The organism is Pseudomonas sp. PME37.24/006, from assembly GCF_055556635.1.
Genome location: NZ_JBVHNL010000001.1, coordinates 1,030,587 through 1,049,625, shown reverse-complemented (window position 1 = coordinate 1,049,625; position 19,039 = coordinate 1,030,587). Strand labels below are relative to the sequence as shown.

Genomic DNA, 19,039 nt, shown 5'->3' with positions numbered 1-19,039 from the left:
CAGCGTGGGAGCCTACTAGTCGAGGGTGCTCTGCGCACGCTTGGCCTCGACAGCGGAAACCACTGGCGGGAACGTGGCGGAGGCGGCCGGTGAGCAGAGCTTCTGTGGGAGAGGCTTTAGCCTCGATTGTGCCTGCCTAGGCGTAAAGAGCTCGAGGCTAAAGCCCCTCCTACGAGATCGCTGGATGTGCGCTTGTGCCTTGAAGTAATCCCTGCCTGCTACCGGCATCGACCTTCACACGCTTAGAAAACTCGTGAACCGGCGCTCAGAACCCAAAATCGCTGAGGCTCGGGTGATTGTCCGGGCGGCGGCCCAATGGCCAATGAAACTTGCGGTCGGCTTCGGCGATAGGCTGTTCGTTGATGCTGGCGTGGCGCGCGCGCATCAGACCGTCCTCGGCGAACTCCCAGTTCTCGTTGCCGTAGGCGCGGAACCACTGTCCGCTGTCGTCGTGATACTCGTAGGCGTAGCGCACGGCGATGCGGTTACCGGTATAAGCCCAAAGCTCCTTGATCAGCCGATAGTCGAGCTCGCGGTTCCATTTGCGGGTCAGAAAGGCTTCGGCCTCGGCACGGTTGGTGACGAACTCGACGCGGTTGCGCCAGCGAGTGTCGAGGGTATAAGCCAGCGCCACCTTGGCCGGGTCGCGACCGTTCCAGCCATCTTCGGCCAGACGCACTTTTTCGATGGCGGATTGTTCATTGAACGGAGGTAGCGGTGGACGGGGCATGGCAGAACTCCTCATTTACGTTAAAAATACAGATAGTGGGTGGTGAATGTCAGAGCGCCAGTTCGAGGCGCTCAGCATCGGCGCCTTGCGGCTGCGCCGGTACTGCACAGCAGATCAGCACTTCGTTGTCGCCTAGCTTGGCGGCAGGTTGTTTCAGGTAGCTCACCGCGCCTTTCACCAGCCGGGTCTTGCAGGTGCCACAAGAACCTTCGCGGCAACTGAACTCCGGCTCCAGGCCACGTGCTTCGGCCAGCTCCAGCAAGGTGCCGGAGCCCGGCGCCCAGCGCGCTTCCTTCAGCGATTCAGTGAACAGAACAGGTACCGGCTCAGTGGCGGGAGGCAGTGTCACGGCTGCTGCCATTAGTTGATCAATGCTGCGCACCAGCGACGCGGGCCCGAATCCCTCGGCATAAATACGTGCGTCGGCGATGTTGTAACCGCGCAACCCGTCATACAGTCCTTGGGTGAAAGTCGGCGGCCCGCACAGGTAAAAGGCGTAATCGTCAAAAGCGAGAAAACGGGTCAACAGCGCCATATCGATACGCCCTGCCGTGTCGTAATCCACGCCCGGTTGAGCGCCGCTGGTATCGCTAAGTACTCGCACCAGCCGGACTGCCCCCTGGGCTGCGGCGACCAAATCGGCCAGCTCACGGTCAAAGGCGCGCTCGGCTTTCGAGCGAGCGGCGTAGAACAGCGTGACCGGCCTGATCCGCTGCTGCCGCCAGCCTTCGTAGACCACGTGGCGCAGCATCGCCAGCATCGGCGTGATGCCGATACCACCGGCTAGCAGCACCAGCGGGCGCTCTTTCTGTGCATCAAGGGTGAAGTCACCCGCCGGCGCTCGGGCTTCGATCAGATCGCCCTCACGCAACTGATCATGGATGAATTGCGACACCCGCCCTTCAAGCTTGACGCTGATCCGATAGAGACCATCGGACGGTGCCACCGACAGGGTGTAGGTACGGATCAGCGGTTTCTCATCCGCAGCCACTTGCAGCCGAACCGGCAAGTGCTGGCCGGCCAGATGCGGCAGCAGCCCGGCGCCATCGACCGGTTCAAGATGCAGCGAGCGGATCGACTGACTTTCCTGAACGATGCGCGCGATTTTCATCGGCCGCCATTGCGTAGCGTACTGGGCGGCGCGCAGCTGGTCAGCAGCCTGCTGCCAGTTGCCGGTGAGCAGCGAACTGTCCGACCAGCCGTCTTCGCGTAGTGCCCAGCGCAAGGCCACTGCACCTGGGCGGCGCACGATACGCCGCGCCTGGAATGTCCACAGCCGCTCGGCGCCCTGGAAGGCAGCGATTTCTGGTGATTCGAATATGACCTCGGCATCACCGCTCATCTGCAGCACATCGCCCGTGACGAAATCCACGAACAGCAGGCCGGCCTTGCCATTGAGCAGGATGTTACCGAGGGTGGAAAAGAACAGGTTGCCGTTGAAGTCCGGAATAGTCAGCGTTCCGTCAGCCTCGATCCGCACGAAGCCGCTATTGCCACCACGGTGCGAGACATCGACCTGACGCTGCCCATCGACATCGGTATAGGTCGCAACGAAGAAGGTATCCGCCCCTTCGATCAACGTCCGCGCTGCTGCATCCAGCACCGGCAGCTCTTTGACCTCACTGGCGAACGGCGCTGCCGGATCACGGGAAAAGGTGAAGTCGCGCTGCTGGATATAGCGCGGGCAGTTGCCGAAGCTCTCTTTGACCGCGACCCGCAGGCCCTGCGCACCGGCAGTCACCAAGCCATTAATACGGTTGCGCCGACGGGTGTGCAGTTCGATGCCAAGCAGGCCAAGCGCAGCACCATCGCCCATTCCTTGCGCAATAGGATCATCTGGGTGCGGGCGGGCAGCGATATCCAGCGTGGCGGGCGTCGGCGAGGCGATAAAGCCGACCTGCCCTTCGAGCATGCCGGCCCAGGCATCGCCCTGTGCATCCACGCTGCCCAGCACCATAAACGGCAGCTGGGCATAGAACTCGCGGTGCTGATCGGGCATGAAGTCACGCACCACACGCTTGCCGACCGCAGCCATCCGCTCGGCGACGCCGAGTTTTTCCTGGATGAGAGTTTCGCCCGGATGCCAGGTGGCAGGCGTTTTCGCGTGATCGGTCATGGCTGTTCTCCCAGTGGCGGCGACGGCGGTGTGGATGCTCAGGCGTTGGCGGTCAGCCCTGCGGCCGTTTCGGGGATAGCGACGAAGCCCGGCAGCGCTTCGATGCGCGTCAGAAATGCCCTGACCTGCACGTAAGAGGACAGGTCGACATTGCCTTCCGGAGCCCGGGCCAGGTAGCTGTACAGCGCCACATCAGCGATGGTCGGATGATCAGCGGCCAGCCATTGGCGGCCGCTCAGGTGACGCTCCAAGCGAGCGAGCAGCACGTGGGCGCGGGCGATCACCTCTTCAGCGTTGAGGTCGTAGCCGAATACCGTGATCAGGCGTGCCGCACACGGCCCGTAGGCCAATTCGCCGGCCGCAACGGACAGCCAGCGCTGCACCGCCGCCGCACCAGCAGGGTCTTCCGGCAGCCAGTCAGTGCGGCCGGTTTTCTTGGCGAGGTAAACGAGGATGGCGTTAGCGTCTGCGATGACGACGCCGTCGTCCTCCAGCACCGGCACCTGACCGAACGGGTTGAGCGCCAGAAACTCAGGCTGCTTGTGTTCGCCCGCAGCGAGGTCGACCTCTACCAGTTCGGGCTTGAGGCCAAGCAGCGAGGCGAACAGAACGGCGCGATGGGCATGCCCTGAGAGTGGGAAGTGATGGATTTTCATGGGTCGGCTCCTGGCTGGCGGTAGACCGGGAGAGTTCCCGATCCGTGAGGCCAGCTTGCGACAGGATGCCGAGTTGAGGAATACGCGTTATTGGCACTACTTTATTGCGGTAAGTGGAACAATCTCGACCTCAGATCGGCAACTGCCCCATCGCCCAGCGCAGCAGGAAGAAGATCACCAGCCCGCCACCGATGGTCGCCAGCAGGTGCCGGGTCGCTACCGCGATGGCGATGGTCGCCAGCCCGGCCAGCAGGTAAGCGTTGTCCCAGCTCAGTGCCCAGTTGCGCCCGTCTGGCAGCAACATGGCGGGCACCACGATGGCCGTGAGCACCGCGGTCGGCACGTAATGCAAGGCGTGGCGCACGGCGTGGGGAAAGCGCAGGTCGGGAAAGGCGAACAGGCTGTAGCGGGTGGCGAAGGTGATCGCCAGCATGCCGACAATCAAGATCCAGTTTTCCATCAGCACGGCTCCTCCAGCAGTGGGTAACGCTCCAGCAGCACGCCGACCACAATGCCGGCGAAGGCAGCGGCCATCAGGCCGAGTTTGTACGGCAGGTCATGGCACACCAGCGCGACCACCGCAGCCACCAGCGCCGCTGCCACCTGCGGACGATTGCGCAGCATCGGCACGACGACACCGATGAAGGTGGCGATCATCGCGAAATCCAGCCCCCACGCGGCGATGTTCGGCACGGCCTGACCGAATACCAGGCCGATCAGGGTGCAGCTCACCCAGTTGAAATACATCGCCAGCCCCGCACCGAGGAAATACCAGTGCTTGTAGGGCGAAGCGTCGCTTCGCGCATAGCGCTGCTGCACCACCGCGAAAGCTTCGTCGGTCAGCCAGAAAGCCAGCGGTACCCGCCAGCGCTTGGGCAGATGGCGAACGAAAGGCTGCAGAGTGGCGCTGTACAGGGCATGGCGCAGATTCACCACCAGAGTGGTCAGCCACAGCACCGCCAGGGTGGCACCACCTCCCAGCAGACTGATGGCGATGAACTGCGCGGAGCCGGCGAACACCAGCACCGACATACCGACGGTTTGCCAGGCACTCAGCCCGGCGGCGCCGGCCAAGCTGCCGTAGATGATGCCGAACGGCATGGCGCCCAGCAGCATCGGCAGCATGTCGCGCAGGCCCTGCAAGAATTCGTGTTGACGGGGCATACCAGCAAAACCTATAGGAACCTTGGGGACGAATCGCGAAGACGAAGCAGTCGATCCGGCGAGGCCACACGCACCTTGCGCCGGAAGCGCGCCTACTGGAGCGTAACCCAGCGCAGCGCCACGACAGCACGTGAGGTCAGGCAGTCAATGCCGCGGCGTCTTGGACGATCTGGCGATCCTCGACGAGATAAACCTCCACGCGCTCCTTGCCTTTACCAATACTCTTGCGTTTCAAACGAATCGAACCGACCTCGCCGGTCGTGCGCGGATGGGTTCCGCCACAGGCCATCTGGGCAAAACCGTCTACACGCCACAGGCGTCTCTGCGCTGCAACATCGGTAAATTCACAGATGATCGGCCGATTCTCGGCCACCAGTTGCGCGGCCTGTGCCTCGATCCGGGAAAAAAGCGCGGCGATGTTGGCGTCCAACGCAAAGTCGATACGCGCTTTGTCCTCGGCAATATGGGCACCGATGCGCTGAATCCCGGGATGCATTTGATAAACCAGTTGCAGCACCATTTCTGCAGAGAAGTGCAGCCGCATCAGGCGCTGGCGTCGCCCCCAGTCAATGAGCAAAGCCACTTCATCACCGACCTGCAACCCATGCCCACTGGGCAACAGATAGGCGATGTCCAGTCCATGCTTGCGCGCCTGCAGCACCGGCAGGCCTGCCAAAGTACCTGTATCGCTTTCTTGCCCACCGGAAAACGCAAAGAATATGGTCGATGCCAGGCTGACCTCATCGCCGTCGACCTGGGCCACACGGGTAACCAGTTGCGTTTGATAAGGATCCTGCCAAAACACTTTGTCCATCATCCACCTGCTTCCTAAACGGTGTGCCAAGGCCGCAGATTAACGAACCCTCCCGCCGGCTTGATTGAACAATCTTGCTGTGCTGCTGCACGCTAGCGCAGGCGAGCCCTGTCAAGCGAAATCAATCAGGGGCTGCCTGCACAACCCTTGCGGTATTCGCCCGGCGCTACGCCATACGCCTGCTTGAACTGCCGCCCAAGGTGACTCTGGTCGGAGAAGCCCAATTGCAGGGCCACGTTCAGCGGGGCACAGCCGTCGCGCAGCAGCACCCGTGCCTGCTCCAGCCGCCGTTGTTGCAGCCAGGCGTGAGGCGGCAGGCCGGTCGAGCGGCGGAACACCCGGGCGAAATGAAAGGGCGAGAGATTCACTGCAGTGGCCAGCGCCTCCAGCGAAGGCGGCTCAGCCAGGCGCGAGACAAGCAGCTCCTTGGCCAAGGTCACCGCACGAGGCTCTTGGCCCGGCAACGGCGCCTGACGGATACCTGCATGCCGCTGGAACAGCATCAGCAGCGTTTCCCGCCATGCCGTCTGCTGCTGCAGCGCACTGGCGTCGCTGTCGAGCAGGCGGTGCAACTGAGCGAATGCCTGATGCAATTGCACATCCTGCAGCACGCTGGCGGCAAACGAAGGCAGGCCGCGCTGGGCCAGCCCCAACTCTTCGAGCACACCATTCACCTGCGCTGGGGCCGGATAGAACGCCCGGTAGAACCAACCCTGCTCGTGGGCCGCCGAACCGGTGTGCACTTCATCCGGATTGATCAGCACCATGCTACCGACGGGGGCAAGATGGTCGGCTCCACGATGACGGAAACGCTGCGCGCCGTGCTCGATCACGGTGAACACGAAACCTTCGTGCACATGCGGGGTGAAGCGCTGTTTGATATAACGCGCCTGCAGCAGCTCGACCCCAGCCAGAGCCGAGCTTTCCCAGAAACGCGTGCGTTCACCGGAATCCATAGCGGATCAAACGCCGAAGCGTGCCTCCAGACCGGCCTTGACCAACGGCCACTCATGATCGGTGATGCTGTACATCACGGTATCGTCGAGACGCCCGTCAGCCAGGCGGCGATGATTACGCAGCAGCCCTTCGCGAATGGCGCCGAGTTTTTCGATGGCGTGCTGGGAGCGCAGATTGCTGCCGGCAGTCTTCAGTTGCACACGAACCATCCGCCAGCTTTCGAAGGCGTGGCGCAGCATCAGGTACTTGATCATGCTGTTGAGCCCAGTGCCGTGCTGGCTGGCGTCCAGCCAGGTCCAGCCGATTTCCACTGCGGGCAAGGTCGGTATGAAATCGGCGAAGCGGGTCGTGCCAACCAACTGATCGCCCAGGCGAATCACGAAAGGCAACGCGCGATCCTCACGCTGCTCGTGCAGGGCCTGGCGATACCAGTCCAGGCGCCGGGTGCCATTCATGTAGGCCAGCTCATGGCGGTTGGCTTCGGCCAGCGTCACCAACGCAGGAATATCGCCATCGAGCAGCGGCTCGATGCGCAGAGCGCCACGTTGCAGGGTGACCAACTGCGGCTTGAACATTAGGTTTCTCCATAAAAAACAGCGCCTGCGGTGCATGTGCGACCTTGGTCGCGCCTGACGCTGCGGTACTTTGCTGCGACACTACTGCGGTATCTTCTACGCCTCGACGCGAGCACGTAAAGGCGTGCCTGCAACGATACAACCGCCCCTTGGTTTTACGGAGTACGCATGTCGCTGTCCAGTTGGCTCATAGGTGCAGTCGCCCTGCTCTACATGGCCGTTCTGTTTGCCATCGCCTTCTACGGTGACCGGCGGCGCAAACCACTACCGCCCAAAGTACGCGCCTGGGTCTACAGCCTGTCGCTGGCAGTGTACTGCACCAGCTGGACGTTCTTTGGCGCTGTCGGCCAGGCCGCCGAACAGCTGTGGTCGTTCCTGCCCATCTACCTCGGGCCGATACTGCTCTTGCTGTTCGCGCCATGGGTGATCGAGAAGATGGTGCTGATCAGCAAGCAGGAAAACATCACCTCGATTGCTGACTTCATCGCTGCCCGCTACGGCAAATCACAGTCGCTGGCCATCGTCGTCGCACTTATCTGCCTGGTCGGCGTGCTGCCCTACATTGCCCTGCAACTCAAGGGTATCGTGCTCGGCGTCAACCTGCTGATCGGCTCCGAAAGCGACCCCGACGGCACACGCGCCCAGGACACTGCCCTGGTTGTATCGCTGATCCTGGCGCTGTTCACCATCCTGTTCGGCACCCGCAACCTCGACGTCACCGAACACCACCGCGGCATGGTGCTGGCCATTGCCTTCGAGTCACTGGTCAAACTGCTGGCCTTCTTCGCCGTGGGTGCCTTCGTCACTTATGGGCTGTACAACGGCTTCGGCGATCTGCTCGCCCAGGCGCAGCGCAACACCGAACTGGAAGAATACTGGGCGGTGGCGGTGAACTGGCCGGCCATGCTGGTGCAAACCGGCATGGCGATGATCGCCATCATCTGCCTGCCCCGCCAGTTCCACGTCACCGTGGTGGAAAACACTCAACCGCAGGATCTGCGCCTGGCACGCTGGGTGTTCCCACTGTATCTGCTGCTTGCCGCGCTGTTCGTTATTCCCATCGCCCTGGCCGGACAGATGCTGCTGCCAGCCGGCGTCAGCCCGGATTCGTTCGTGATCAGCCTGCCGCTGGCCGAAGCCCATCCAGCACTGGCCCTGCTGGCCTTCATCGGCGGCGCCTCGGCAGCCACCGGCATGGTGATCGTCGCCTCGGTGGCGCTGTCGACAATGATTTCCAACGACATGCTGCTGCCCTGGCTGCTGCACCGCAAAAGCACCGAGCGGCCCTTCGAGGCCTTCCGTCACTGGATGCTCACCGCGCGCCGGGTCAGCATCGTACTGATCCTGCTACTGGCGTACGTCTGCTATCGCCTGCTCGGCACCAACGCCAGCCTGGCCACCATCGGGCAGATTTCGTTCGCCGCCATCGGCCAATTGGCACCCGCCATGTTCGGCGCCCTGGTGTGGAAGCAGGCCAATCGTCGTGGCGTATTCGCCGGCCTGATCACCGGCGCCGCGCTGTGGTTCTACACCCTGGTGCTGCCAGTGCTGGCCCGCGGCCTGGGCTGGCCGCTGGATATCTTTCCCGGCCTGCGTACGCTGCTCTATGCCCCCATTGGCTTCGAGGTGGATGCCCTGACCCGCGGCGTGGTGCTGTCGCTGGCCGGTAACACCATGATATTCGCCTGGGTATCGTTCTTCTCGCGCACCCGGGTTTCCGAGCACTGGCAGGCCGGACGCTTCGTCAACCACGACTTCGGCAGCAAACAGGGCAGCCGCACCATGCTCGCGGTACAGATCAACGACCTGCTGCTGCTCGCCGGCCGTTTCGTCGGCGAAGAGCGCGCGCAGCACGCCTTCAGCCGCTTCGCCGCACGCCAGGGCAAGGCCTTCAACTCGGCACAACCGGCCAATAGTGAATGGATCGCCCACACCGAACGCCTGCTGGCGGGCGTGCTCGGCGCATCGTCGACCCGCGCAGTAGTGAAAGCGGCCATCGAAGGCCGCGACATGCAGGTCGAGGACGTGGTGCGCATCGTCGACGAAGCCAGTGAGGTGTTGCAGTTCAACCGAGCCCTGCTGCAAGGCGCCATCGAAAACATCACCCAAGGTATCAGCGTGGTCGACCAGTCCCTGCGCCTGGTGGCCTGGAACAACCGTTACCTGGAGATCTTCGAGTACCCGGACGGACTGATCTGCGTTGGCCGCCCAATCGCCGAGATCATCCGCTTCAATGCCGAACGCGGCATGCTCGGTAGCAGCGATGTCGAGGAAAGCGTCACCAAGCGCCTGTACTGGATGCGCCAAGGCACCGCCCACAGTTACGAACGGGTGTTCCCCAATGGCCGGGTCATCGAGCTGATCGGCAACCCAATGCCCGGTGGTGGCTTCGTCATGAGCTTCACCGATATCACAGAGTTCCGCGAAGCCGAGCGAGCCCTCAAAGCGGCCAACGAAGGCCTCGAGCAGCGCGTTGCCGAACGCACCCTCGAGCTGTCGCAACTGAACAAGGCGCTGACCGCCGCCACGGGCTTCGCCGAAGCGGCCAACGCCTCGAAAACCCGCTTTCTCGCAGCGGTCAGCCATGACCTGATGCAGCCGCTCAACGCTGCCCGCCTGTTCTCCGCCGCCCTCTCCCACCAGGAAGAAGCGCTGCCGCGTGAAGCCCAGGAGCTGGTGCGCCACCTCGACAGCTCGCTGCGCTCCGCGGAAGACCTGATCAGCGACCTGCTGGACATCTCGCGCCTGGAAAATGGTCGCATCACCCCGGATCGCAACGCCTTCGTGCTCAATACGCTGTTCGACACCCTGGGCGCCGAATTCAAGGTGCTGTCGGCGGAATATGGCGTCGACTTCCACATGCAAGGCAGCAAACTGCGCGTGGACAGCGACATCAAGCTTCTGCGTCGCGTGCTGCAGAACTTCCTCACCAACGCCTTCCGCTATGCCAAAGGCCGTGTGCTGCTGGGCGTGCGCCGCCAAGGCGGGTACCTCCGCCTGGAAGTATGGGATCGCGGGCCGGGCATCCCCGAGGACAAGCGCCAGACCATCTTCGAGGAATTCAAACGCCTGGACAGCCACCAGACCCGCGCCGAAAAAGGCCTCGGCCTCGGCCTGGCCATCGCCGACGGGCTGTGCCGAGTGCTCGATCACAGCCTGGAAGTGCGCTCCTGGCCAGGCAAAGGCAGCGTGTTCAGCGTCACCGTGCCCATCGCCCGCAGCCAGGCACCCGCCCTGCAACGCTTGCGGCCTGAAGGCAGTGGCCAATTGCTGACCGGCACCCAGGTGCTGTGCATCGACAACGAGGAAAGCATCCTCACCGGCATGCACAGCCTATTGTCGCGCTGGGGCTGCCAAGTGTGGTCAGCGCGCAACCGCGCCGAGTGCGAGCAGTTACTCGATGGCGAAGTGCGCCCGCATCTGGCACTGGTCGACTACCACCTCGACGAAGGCGACACCGGCACCGAGCTGATGGCCTGGCTGCGCACCCGCCTGGGTGAGCCGGTACCCGGCGTGGTGATCAGTGCCGACGGCCGCCCCGAACTGATCGCCCAGGTGCACGCTGCGGGCCTGGATTTCCTGCCAAAACCGGTCAAGCCGGCGGCCCTGCGCGCGTTGATCAGCCGCCATCTGCCACTGCAATAAGGCGATAGCGGACGGTGAGCAGAGCTTTTGTGGGAGAGGCTTTAGCCTCGATTTTGCCTAGCTAGGCGTAAAGAGCCCGCGGCTAAAGCGGATCGCCGCCCGGCCCCTCCCACGAGATCGCGACCGGCCGCTAGCGCCACGTTCCTGCCATAGCCTGCCTTTGAGATACGCCTCACCAGACCATCTGCTGCCGCGTGCGGCTGTTGCAAAACACCGCGTTTCCTGCGAAAACGCGGCCCTCTGGAACATTGGAATGACGGCAATGAGCGAAGATTTACGTATCGAAGACCTCCACCCAGGCGATGGCAAAGCGGCGGTCAAAGGCGCGCTGATCACCACCCAATACCGCGGATGGCTGGAAGACGGCACCGAGTTCGACTCGTCCTATTCCCGCGGCAAGCCCTTCCAGTGCGTGATCGGCACCGGGCGTGTGATCAAAGGCTGGGATCAGGGGCTGCTGGGGATGAAAGTCGGCGGCAAGCGTCGCCTGTTCGTGCCCGCACACCTGGCCTACGGCGAACGCTCGATGGGCGCGCATATCACCCCCAACTCGAACCTGAGCTTCGAAATCGAGCTGCTGGAAGTGCTGACGCGGGACGACTGAGTCGCCCGCGTCAGTTACTTGCGACTTAGCGCTTTGGCTGCGGCTCGACGCGGTCGAAGCTGAGCCCCTCGCTGCCCTTGATGTTCCAGGGGTCGCCCTCGCTACCGACGAAGCTGACGTCGGTGAAGCTCGAATTGCGCAGGCCGTCGATCTGCGCCCCGGCCTCGCCCTTGAAACGCACCTGCTCGAAGGCGACGTTCTCGTGGAAGGCGTCGTGGGCGCCGTCACCCTTGACCTGAATCGCCGCACCGGCAGCATCCTCCACCGTCACATTGGCCACACGAATGTCGCGGAACTGGCCAGGAACGGTCGAGCGCTTGTAGTCGAGAATCGCGTTGGGGTCGTGGTAGTCGAGGGTCATGATCACCCCCTGCTTGACCGTATTGCGGATAGCCGAATCGCGAAAGGTGACGTTGCGCGCACCACCGCCCATGAAGTTGGTGCTCTTCATGCGCAGGCCGGTATCGGTGCCATCGGAAACGTTGTCTTCGGCGAGGATGTTCTGGATCCAGCCGCCAGTATGGCTACCGGCGACCACCATGCCGTGGCCACGACGGAAGTAGTTGTTGAAGATCCAGGCATCTTCCTGAGGCGGCTGCTTGGTGGCATCGGCGCCGGTGCCCGATGCGAAGTTGACGCAGTCGTCGCCGGTGTCGAAGAAGTTGTTGAAGACCATGGCGCCCTTGCTGTTGGCGAACTCGATACCGTCACCATTGTTGGCGTCGTAGGTCTTGTGCACGGTGCCAGCCATTACCACGTTCTCGGTCTCCAGGTTCATGATCCCGTGGTAGGCCGGATTGAGCACGGTGAAGCCGCCGTAGAACACGTTGGTGACGTTGCGCAGGGTCATCAGTGACGAGCGCATCTGCCCATAGGCGTCCTTGACGATGATGCCCCGCGCTACCGCCTTCTCGACCTGATCCTTGGCGAGAATGCCGTCTTCCATGTAACGGGTGTTGTCACTGGCGCGATAGAACGGCAGCGCGTTGCCCAGCTCGTCACGGCTGTCGTCATTGCGCTTCCAGCCGTTGCCGTCGATGGTGCCCTTGCCGACGATGCGGATGTTCTCGAACGACTGATGCTGGCGCGGATCACGCGGCAATGCGTTGATCAACGACGCCGGGCGCACCATGGTCGAATAGGGATATTGGATATAACCCTCCAGCGGGTAGTCCTCGCTGCGTTCCGAACCCAGTAACGTCGCGCCCTCGGCGACCTCCAGGGTCATGTTGCTCTTCAGGTACAGCGCGCCGGTCTTGAACACGCCAGCCGGGATCAGCACCTTGCAGTTCAGCGAACAGGCATCGATGGTCTTCTGGATGGCCGCCGTGTTGAGCGTCTTGCCGTCGCCCTTGGCACCCTGCTCCTCGACGTTGAAGACCTCGGGAGTCGCCGTGGTTCGCTGCACCAGCACCGGGCTGTCGCCGGACTCGCGGCCTTCGGCATCTACCGAACGCACGGTGAAGCGGTACTCGGTCTCGGGCTTCAGGCCATCGACGGTGAAGTTGTGGATGGAAATGCGGTGATGGAAGTTTTCCGTATCGGCCTTGTAGAACTGATCGATGTACGGCTTGGCTGGCGAATGCTGGTCGTTGTTGGCGTTGGCGCCCCCCAGTTTCTTGCCGTCCATGTAGACGTGATAGTCGACGATGCCGGCGGCATTCTCCGGCTTCTCCCAGACCAGAATGATCTGGCTGTCGTCATAGGCCAGGGTCGGTACCTGAACCTTGTGCGGCGCGTCCAGGGCCAGGGCAGAGGCGCTGAACAGCAGCGCAAGTGGTATGACAACATACTTTTTTTGGCGCCACGCGCCCTGCACCGCTGATGCAGATGAGCTCTCGATGAGCGGCATATTCTTATCCTTTTTATGGCCAATCTATTGAATCAGCTGAAATTAACCCAACCATCGAGCAGGTTTAATAATCAGCCAGGCGAAATCGTCACACTCTAAAGAAGTATGACAACCGACAAGATAGCCAAAATTTCTGCTACGTCCAGCCAGGAAACGGAATCCTCCTGGCGGGGCAGCAACCGGACAGAGATTCAGTCGTCCTCTGGCTCGTCCAGAGGCAGGCCGGCAGCTCGCTCGAGCAGCTCGGGAGGCAGGCTCTTGCTGGCCCGGGCGCCGAGCAGCTTGAGATTTTCGGCACGGCTTATCAGGTTGCCGCGACCATCGACCAGCTTGTTGCGCGCACCGGAATAAGCCTTGTCGAGTTGTTGCAGGCGCATGCCCACCTCGTCCAGATCCTGGATGAAGGCCACGAACTTGTCGTACAGCGCACCCGCCCTTTCGGCAATTTCCCGAGCGTTCTGGCTTTGTCGCTCCTGACGCCAGAGGCTGTCGATCACCCGCAAGGTCGCCAGCAGCGTAGTGGGGCTGACGATCACGATGTGCTGGTCGAAGGCCTCCTGAAACAGCCCCGGATCAGCCTGCAAAGCGGCCGCGAATGCCGCCTCGATGGGCACGAAGAGCAGCACGAAATCCAGGCTGTGCAGCCCGTCCAGGTGCTGGTAATCCTTGAGCGACAAGCCCTTAAGATGACTGCGCAGGGACAGCACGTGCTGCTTGAGGGCCAGTTGCCGCGTCGCCTCGTCGGTGGCGGACACGCACTGCTGATAGGCCGTCAGACTGACCTTGGCATCGATCACCACCTGCTTCTCGCCCGGCAACTGGATCAGCACGTCCGGCTGGAAGCGCTCACCATCGGCGCTCTTCAGGCTGACTTGAGTATGGTACTCGCGGCCCTTTTGCAGGCCGGCGTGCTCCAGCACGCGCTCGAGCACCAGTTCACCCCAGTTACCCTGGGTTTTCTGGCCCTTGAGCGCCTGGGTGAGGTTCATCGCCTCTTCGCTCAGGCGCTGATTCAGCCCCTGCAGGCGCTCCAGCTCCTTACCCAAGGAAAAGCGCTCGCGCGCCTCCTGCTGATAACTCTCCTCGACCCGTTTCTCGAAGGACTGGATACGTTCCTTGAGCGGATCGAGCAACTGACCGAGGCGCTGCTGGCTGGTTTCCGAGAAACGCTGCTCGCGCTCGTCGAAGATCTTGCCCGCCAGTTCGGCGAACTGCGCCCGCAAGGCGTCGCGGGCGCCCTGCAGGTCTTCGAGACGTTGCTGGTGGTTTTCCTGTTGCTCATGCAGCTCGGCAGCCAGACCGGCCCGCTCGGTATCCAGGCGACGCAGCTCGATCTCCTGCTGATCACGCAGCGCCTGGCCGCCCTTGATCTGCTCGCGGGCCAGTTGCAGGTCGTTCTGCAGCAAATGGGTTTCGCGGCGCAGTGCGGCCAGCTCGGCCTGCTGGTCGGCCTTGATCTCGAGAATCTCGGCGAGCTCCTCGCGGCAACTGTCCAGCTGCGCACTCAAGCCAGCCTGGGCCAGTTGCGCGGCATTCATGCGCTCCTGCGCAAGGCCGGATTGCAGACGCATCTCCTCGGCCTCCCGCGACAGGGCGACAGTACGCAGCAACAGGGGAATGGCACAAACCAGAGCGCCGACCAGAAAGGCCGGCAGAAGCGAAACGAGATCGAAGGGCATACGGGAATCCAGGCGAGACTGCCGGGCAGTATACGCGCGTGGGCGAACCTAAAGAGGCTACAGACGCTGGAGCAAATCCCGTGCTTCGTCCTGCCCCTGCAACGCCGCCAGCTCAAGCCAGTGCCGCGCTTGCTGCAGTTCGAGGGTACGCGGCTGACAGTAGAGACGCCCCAGTTCCAACTGCGCGGCCCCATCACCCGCACGTGCCGCTTGGCGCAGTAGCTCCACACCAATACGGCGATCACGGGCGTTGTCGCAATCACGGCAAAGCATCTGACCAAGGCGGCTCTGCGCCTGAACCACACCCTGGCGTGCCGGCTGCTTAAGCAGCCGACCAGCGATGCGTTTTATGCTCGTGGCATGACCCAATCGCGGACTGTCTAGCAGCCAGGCGGCAACACGAACAGGTACCTGGGCACGGACGGGAAGCAGATGAAGCTCGGGATGGGGCAAAACGCGGGGCATAGTAGAAAAAGCAGGGGTTACCAGAGAGGCGCGCCACTCTACTCTTTTTTATTCTCAGGTAAAGCCCGCCCTACTCCTTGCAGGCCTGCTTATGACAATCCACAGAAGCTGTGGATAACTATGTGCATATCGTGGGCGAAAGAACCCTCAACACCGATGGAATGGGGGGCGAAGTCAAACTGGCTATTTTTTCACCAGATATAAAAAAACCATATTTTTCATATACTTAAATTATCACCTACGACAATTCAATGAATTACGCAAGCGCCAATATGAGACTTGACAAGCCGCATCGCGATTGTGCACAAGTCCATCTGCAAGCTGCCTGGGACGCCCTTTTGCGGGGCATCAGGCATGCCCTAAGGGGCCCACGCAATGACAGGCGGACGTTTTAGCCCCGCACCAATAATGCCCATGTCACCATTGCGACATAAAACTATGAGCGGCACATTCAGCAAACAGCGTGTTTGGCAGCCCGTGTCGCTTCGGGTTACCGTCGCAAATACCTTGTTTATGGATGACGCCCCATGCTCAGCCGCCGCACCAGGCTGCGACTGTCTGTTGTTTTCACACTGCTCGTGGTATTCACCGCCGCCCTCTATTTGGGTGGGCGCTACCTGCTGCAACGCAATGGCATCGACAAACTCGATTGGCAGGGCGTTTCACTGTCCAGCACAGGCCTGAATGTGCGAGACCTGCAACTGACTCAACGCAGCAGCGCAGGCACTCTGGAACTGCACAGCCAGGATCTGCACTTGGCCTGGCGCGACTTCGGCCTCAGCCTGCCGTTCTGGCAACACCTCGATATAGGCAACCTGGCGATCACCTGGTTACCGACAAGTGAAGAAGTCGCGCTAGCCACACCGCCAGCCGATCTCGACCTGCAGCAACTGGCCGCACCACTGGCCTTGCTGCCACGCAGCCTCAATATTCGCCAACTCGCCGCCGCCCTGCCCTGTGCCCGCGGGCAATGCACCGCCACAGGCGACCTGAGCCTGCTGCGTAGCGAGGATGATCACCTGGCCGTGCAACTGAATCTCGACCACCAGACACAGGTACTGAATGGCTCGCTCACTCTGCAGCCGCGCAGCGATGCACTCGACCTGCAACTGACCCTGGCCGTCGATCAGCAGCCGCAACTAAGCGTGAAAAGCAGCCTCGATCAAGTCGACGATGGCCTGAACTGGAGCGGCCAACTCGATGCGACGCAACTGACTCAGGCGGCCGCCTTGCAGAGTTGGCTGAGCGCCTGGACGGTACCGCAAGGCAAGCAGTGGCCTCAGGCACCAGGAGAGGTAAGCCTGCAAGGCTCATGGCAATTGAACCTGCCGCGCCGCGCAATGGATGTGGACAACCTGCTGGCAGCCATCGGCCAGTTCGATCTACAGGGCAACCTGCCTCAGCCTTGGCCTTTTCCGGGCCTCGGCCAGTTGCAAGGCCAGCTAACACTGGCGGCGCACAACGACGGGAAACAGTGGATCGCCAGGCGCGTCGAGGCGGATCTGCAGCTCACCCAGCCGAGTGCCGACTGGCTGAACGTGCTGCCGCCGGAGCTGCGCAGCGAATCCCTGCGTGTACAGGTGCAGCCTGACACGCCGCTCGGCGACCTACGTAGCGATCTGGCCGAGCGCAGTCTGCCATTGAAACTGACGCTTGCACTGCGTGGCGCCACCCGCCTGGACTTGCAAGGCCGTCTGGCGCTGGCGAGCTCAGCCCCGTGGGCCGTGCAGTTCGCCGATACACGCCTGACCACGCGCACTACCAAGGCCAACCAGGCTGGCTGGCAAGCAGGCGAGCTGACCAGCGACCTCAAACTGGCCGGCTACGCCGATGGCAACGCAGTCGAGTTCAACCTTGGCCAAGGCTCCCAGCTTCAGGCAGCCACCCTCAAAGGCGCCGACCTGAGTGCACAGAAGCTGCAAGTAGAGCTCGCTGGCAGCGCCCTGAACCTGACGCTGCAGGACGGCGCCCTGCAGAACTGGCAGTTCAAGGGCCCGCTGAACCTGAGCACCACACGCCTGGAGCAGGCCAACCTCAAGCCTCAGGGCTGGCGTTTGCAGAGCCAGGTAGGCGCCGCGAATCTGGCCGGCACCCTACGCGGTAAGCTGAGCAACGACAGCGAATTGCAGCTGGACGTGGATGCAAGCCTCGACGCCAAGCAGGATCTGCTGCTCAAGGCGACCCTCGGCGAACTGTTCCTGCGCTCCGGCAACCCGCTGGCCAAAACCCTGGTGCAGTGGCCGGAACTGCTCGACCTCAACAGTGGCCGCCTGAATGCCACGGCAAACCTGGCGCTGGCCGCTGGCAGCAGCGCGCCGAATGTCGATCTGAACCTGACCGGCAAAGGCCTGGGCGGTATTTACGACCGCTCCGAACTCAGCGGTCTGGATACTCGCCTGCAATTCAAGCTGGCACGCCAGCGCTTCGACCTGAACATTGAAGAACTGAAAATACAGCAGGCCAACCCCGGCCTGCCCATCGGCCCGATCGAGGCTCGCGGCCGCTACAGCGCATCACTGGCCAGCGCCGACAAGGGCCAATTGCAGGTCAACCTCGCACGAACGGCTCTGATGGGCGGGCAGGTCACCCTCACACCAGGGCAATGGGATCTCGCCGCCGGCAATCAGTTGTTTCCGATCCAGATTCGCGGCCTGGAACTCCAGCAGCTTTTCACTCTCTATCCGGCAGAAGGCCTGGCCGGAAGCGGGACACTGGATGGCGACCTGCCGGTGCGCCTGGGCCAGAACGGCATCGAGGTGGTACAAGGCCATATCGCCGCCCGCCAACCCGGCGGGCGCCTGCAATTCAGCTCGGAGAAGATCAAGGCCCTGGGCCGCAGCAACCCGGCGATGCAGCTGGTGACGAAGTCCCTGGAAGACTTCAACTTCACCACCCTGAACAGCTCGGTCGACTATGATCAGCACGGCAAACTGCGCCTGGCCATGCGCCTGGAAGGTCAGAACCCGGCCATCGAGAATGGCCGACCGATTCACTTCAACATCAACCTGGAGGAGGACATCCCCAACCTGCTCGCCAGCCTGCAACTGACGGACAGGGTCAACGAGATCATCACGCGGCGCGTGCAGCAGCGAATGCTGCAGCGCAACACCGCACCCAAGGAGCCTTGACGAGGAGAAGCGCCATGCGCTTGCGTAGTTGCATCACCGCCCTGCTGTTGGGGCTACTGAGCGTAGCCTGTACCCCCACGGTACAACTGGCGATGCCCAACGAGCCGATCAACATCAACCTGAATGTGAAGATCGAGCACGAGATCTATATCAAGGTGGATAAGGCGCTGGACAGCATGTTCAGTGAATCCAGCGGACTGTTCTGAGGAAACGCAAATGAGCCTGATCAAACCCTTCGCCGGCCTGTTGCTGCTGCTCAGCCTGAGCCTGCCGGCCCACGCTATCAGCCTCAACGAGGCGATGTCCGCCCTGAGCGATGCCAAGGCCAGCGGCCAACTCGGCGAGCAGCCCAACGGCTACCTCGGCGTGGTCAAATCCGCCGGCCAGGCCGACGAGATCGCCAAGCTGATCAACGACGCGCGCCGCGCCGAGTACCAGAAACTGGCCAAGCAAAACGGTATCCAGCTCAGCGACGTGGAAACCATCGCTGGGCAAAAAGCCATCGACAAAACCCCTGCGGGCCAGTACATCCAGCAGCAGGGTCAGTGGCGCCGCAAGTAACCGCCAGGAGCGCCCGCAGCACGCTGCGGGCGCTTTGTGATCTCCTCCACGAAAACGCTACAGACCGCGCCAACTGTGCCCTGTGGTGGAACT

At 62.3% G+C, this 19,039-nt stretch carries 16 protein-coding genes; 5 read left to right on the top strand and 11 right to left on the bottom strand.

All coding sequences use genetic code 11. From position 1 onward, the window contains the following. Positions 1 to 265: 265 nt before the first annotated feature. The 8 genes from ACZ3GY_RS04855 to ACZ3GY_RS04820 all read right to left on the bottom strand — a co-directional run bounded on the left by ACZ3GY_RS04855 (position 266) and on the right by ACZ3GY_RS04820 (position 7,012). Positions 266 to 730 carry a nuclear transport factor 2 family protein gene (locus tag ACZ3GY_RS04855; protein ID WP_465909134.1) on the bottom strand — a complete coding sequence of 155 codons (465 nt, stop codon included), beginning with the start codon at positions 728 to 730 and terminating at the stop codon, positions 266 to 268. A 49-nt stretch (positions 731 to 779) separates the two neighbouring features. Continuing rightward, positions 780 to 2,846: a 2Fe-2S iron-sulfur cluster-binding protein gene (locus ACZ3GY_RS04850; RefSeq protein WP_465909132.1), complete on the bottom strand. Its 2,067-nt coding sequence runs from the start codon at positions 2,844 to 2,846 to the stop codon at positions 780 to 782. Between the two features lie 38 nt (positions 2,847 to 2,884). Beyond that, positions 2,885 to 3,502, bottom strand: coding sequence for a glutathione S-transferase family protein (locus tag ACZ3GY_RS04845; protein ID WP_225830815.1), 618 nt, complete (start codon positions 3,500 to 3,502; stop codon positions 2,885 to 2,887). A 130-nt stretch (positions 3,503 to 3,632) separates the two neighbouring features. Next, a complete protein-coding gene (locus ACZ3GY_RS04840) occupies positions 3,633 to 3,962 on the bottom strand; it encodes an AzlD domain-containing protein (RefSeq protein WP_465909131.1) in 330 nt (109 codons plus the stop codon). After that, positions 3,962 to 4,666, bottom strand: a complete 705-nt coding sequence (locus ACZ3GY_RS04835; protein WP_465909130.1) for an AzlC family ABC transporter permease — start codon at positions 4,664 to 4,666, stop codon at positions 3,962 to 3,964. The genes ACZ3GY_RS04840 and ACZ3GY_RS04835 overlap by 1 nt, the downstream gene beginning before the upstream one ends. Before the next feature lie 136 nt (positions 4,667 to 4,802). Next, positions 4,803 to 5,483 carry an alanyl-tRNA editing protein gene (locus tag ACZ3GY_RS04830; protein ID WP_465909129.1) on the bottom strand — a complete coding sequence of 227 codons (681 nt, stop codon included), beginning with the start codon at positions 5,481 to 5,483 and terminating at the stop codon, positions 4,803 to 4,805. Between the two features lie 122 nt (positions 5,484 to 5,605). Continuing rightward, positions 5,606 to 6,436 carry a helix-turn-helix transcriptional regulator gene (locus tag ACZ3GY_RS04825; protein WP_465909128.1) on the bottom strand — a complete coding sequence of 277 codons (831 nt, stop codon included), beginning with the start codon at positions 6,434 to 6,436 and terminating at the stop codon, positions 5,606 to 5,608. Positions 6,437 to 6,442: 6 nt separating this feature from the next. Next, entirely contained in the window at positions 6,443 to 7,012 is a 570-nt protein-coding gene (locus ACZ3GY_RS04820) for a GNAT family N-acetyltransferase (protein WP_465909127.1), read from the bottom strand. A 168-nt stretch (positions 7,013 to 7,180) separates the two neighbouring features. Between ACZ3GY_RS04820 and ACZ3GY_RS04815 the strand changes: the two genes are divergently transcribed. Together ACZ3GY_RS04815 and ACZ3GY_RS04810 are read left to right on the top strand one after the other, a co-directional pair. Further along, entirely contained in the window at positions 7,181 to 10,657 is a 3,477-nt protein-coding gene (locus ACZ3GY_RS04815) for a hybrid sensor histidine kinase/response regulator (RefSeq protein ID WP_465909126.1), read from the top strand. Between the two features lie 262 nt (positions 10,658 to 10,919). Next, positions 10,920 to 11,261 carry an FKBP-type peptidyl-prolyl cis-trans isomerase gene (locus ACZ3GY_RS04810; protein ID WP_465909125.1) on the top strand — a complete coding sequence of 114 codons (342 nt, stop codon included), beginning with the start codon at positions 10,920 to 10,922 and terminating at the stop codon, positions 11,259 to 11,261. A 25-nt stretch (positions 11,262 to 11,286) separates the two neighbouring features. On the opposite strand, the gene ACZ3GY_RS04805 is transcribed toward ACZ3GY_RS04810, so the two are convergent. From ACZ3GY_RS04805 to ACZ3GY_RS04795, 3 genes are all read right to left on the bottom strand, one after another. Next, complete coding sequence (locus tag ACZ3GY_RS04805; RefSeq protein ID WP_465909124.1) at positions 11,287 to 13,113, bottom strand: glycosyl hydrolase family 28 protein; 1,827 nt, start codon at positions 13,111 to 13,113, stop codon at positions 11,287 to 11,289. Between the two features lie 191 nt (positions 13,114 to 13,304). Further along, on the bottom strand, positions 13,305 to 14,792 hold the full coding sequence (locus ACZ3GY_RS04800; RefSeq protein WP_465909123.1) for a DNA recombination protein RmuC: 1,488 nt from the start codon (positions 14,790 to 14,792) through the stop codon (positions 13,305 to 13,307). Positions 14,793 to 14,849: 57 nt separating this feature from the next. Beyond that, entirely contained in the window at positions 14,850 to 15,257 is a 408-nt protein-coding gene (locus tag ACZ3GY_RS04795) for a tetratricopeptide repeat protein (RefSeq protein ID WP_463564153.1), read from the bottom strand. Positions 15,258 to 15,784: 527 nt separating this feature from the next. On the opposite strand from ACZ3GY_RS04795, the gene ACZ3GY_RS04790 reads away from it, so the two are divergent. Genes ACZ3GY_RS04790 through ACZ3GY_RS04780 form a run of 3 tightly spaced genes read left to right on the top strand, consistent with a single transcriptional unit; the run spans position 15,785 to position 18,946 of the window. Beyond that, positions 15,785 to 18,385: an intermembrane phospholipid transport YdbH family protein gene (locus tag ACZ3GY_RS04790; RefSeq protein ID WP_465909122.1), complete on the top strand. Its 2,601-nt coding sequence runs from the start codon at positions 15,785 to 15,787 to the stop codon at positions 18,383 to 18,385. Between the two features lie 14 nt (positions 18,386 to 18,399). Beyond that, positions 18,400 to 18,591, top strand: coding sequence for a YnbE family lipoprotein (locus ACZ3GY_RS04785; RefSeq protein ID WP_042553186.1), 192 nt, complete (start codon positions 18,400 to 18,402; stop codon positions 18,589 to 18,591). A 10-nt stretch (positions 18,592 to 18,601) separates the two neighbouring features. Next, positions 18,602 to 18,946, top strand: a complete 345-nt coding sequence (locus ACZ3GY_RS04780; RefSeq protein WP_465909121.1) for a YdbL family probable chaperone protein — start codon at positions 18,602 to 18,604, stop codon at positions 18,944 to 18,946. Positions 18,947 to 19,039 lie beyond the last annotated feature (93 nt).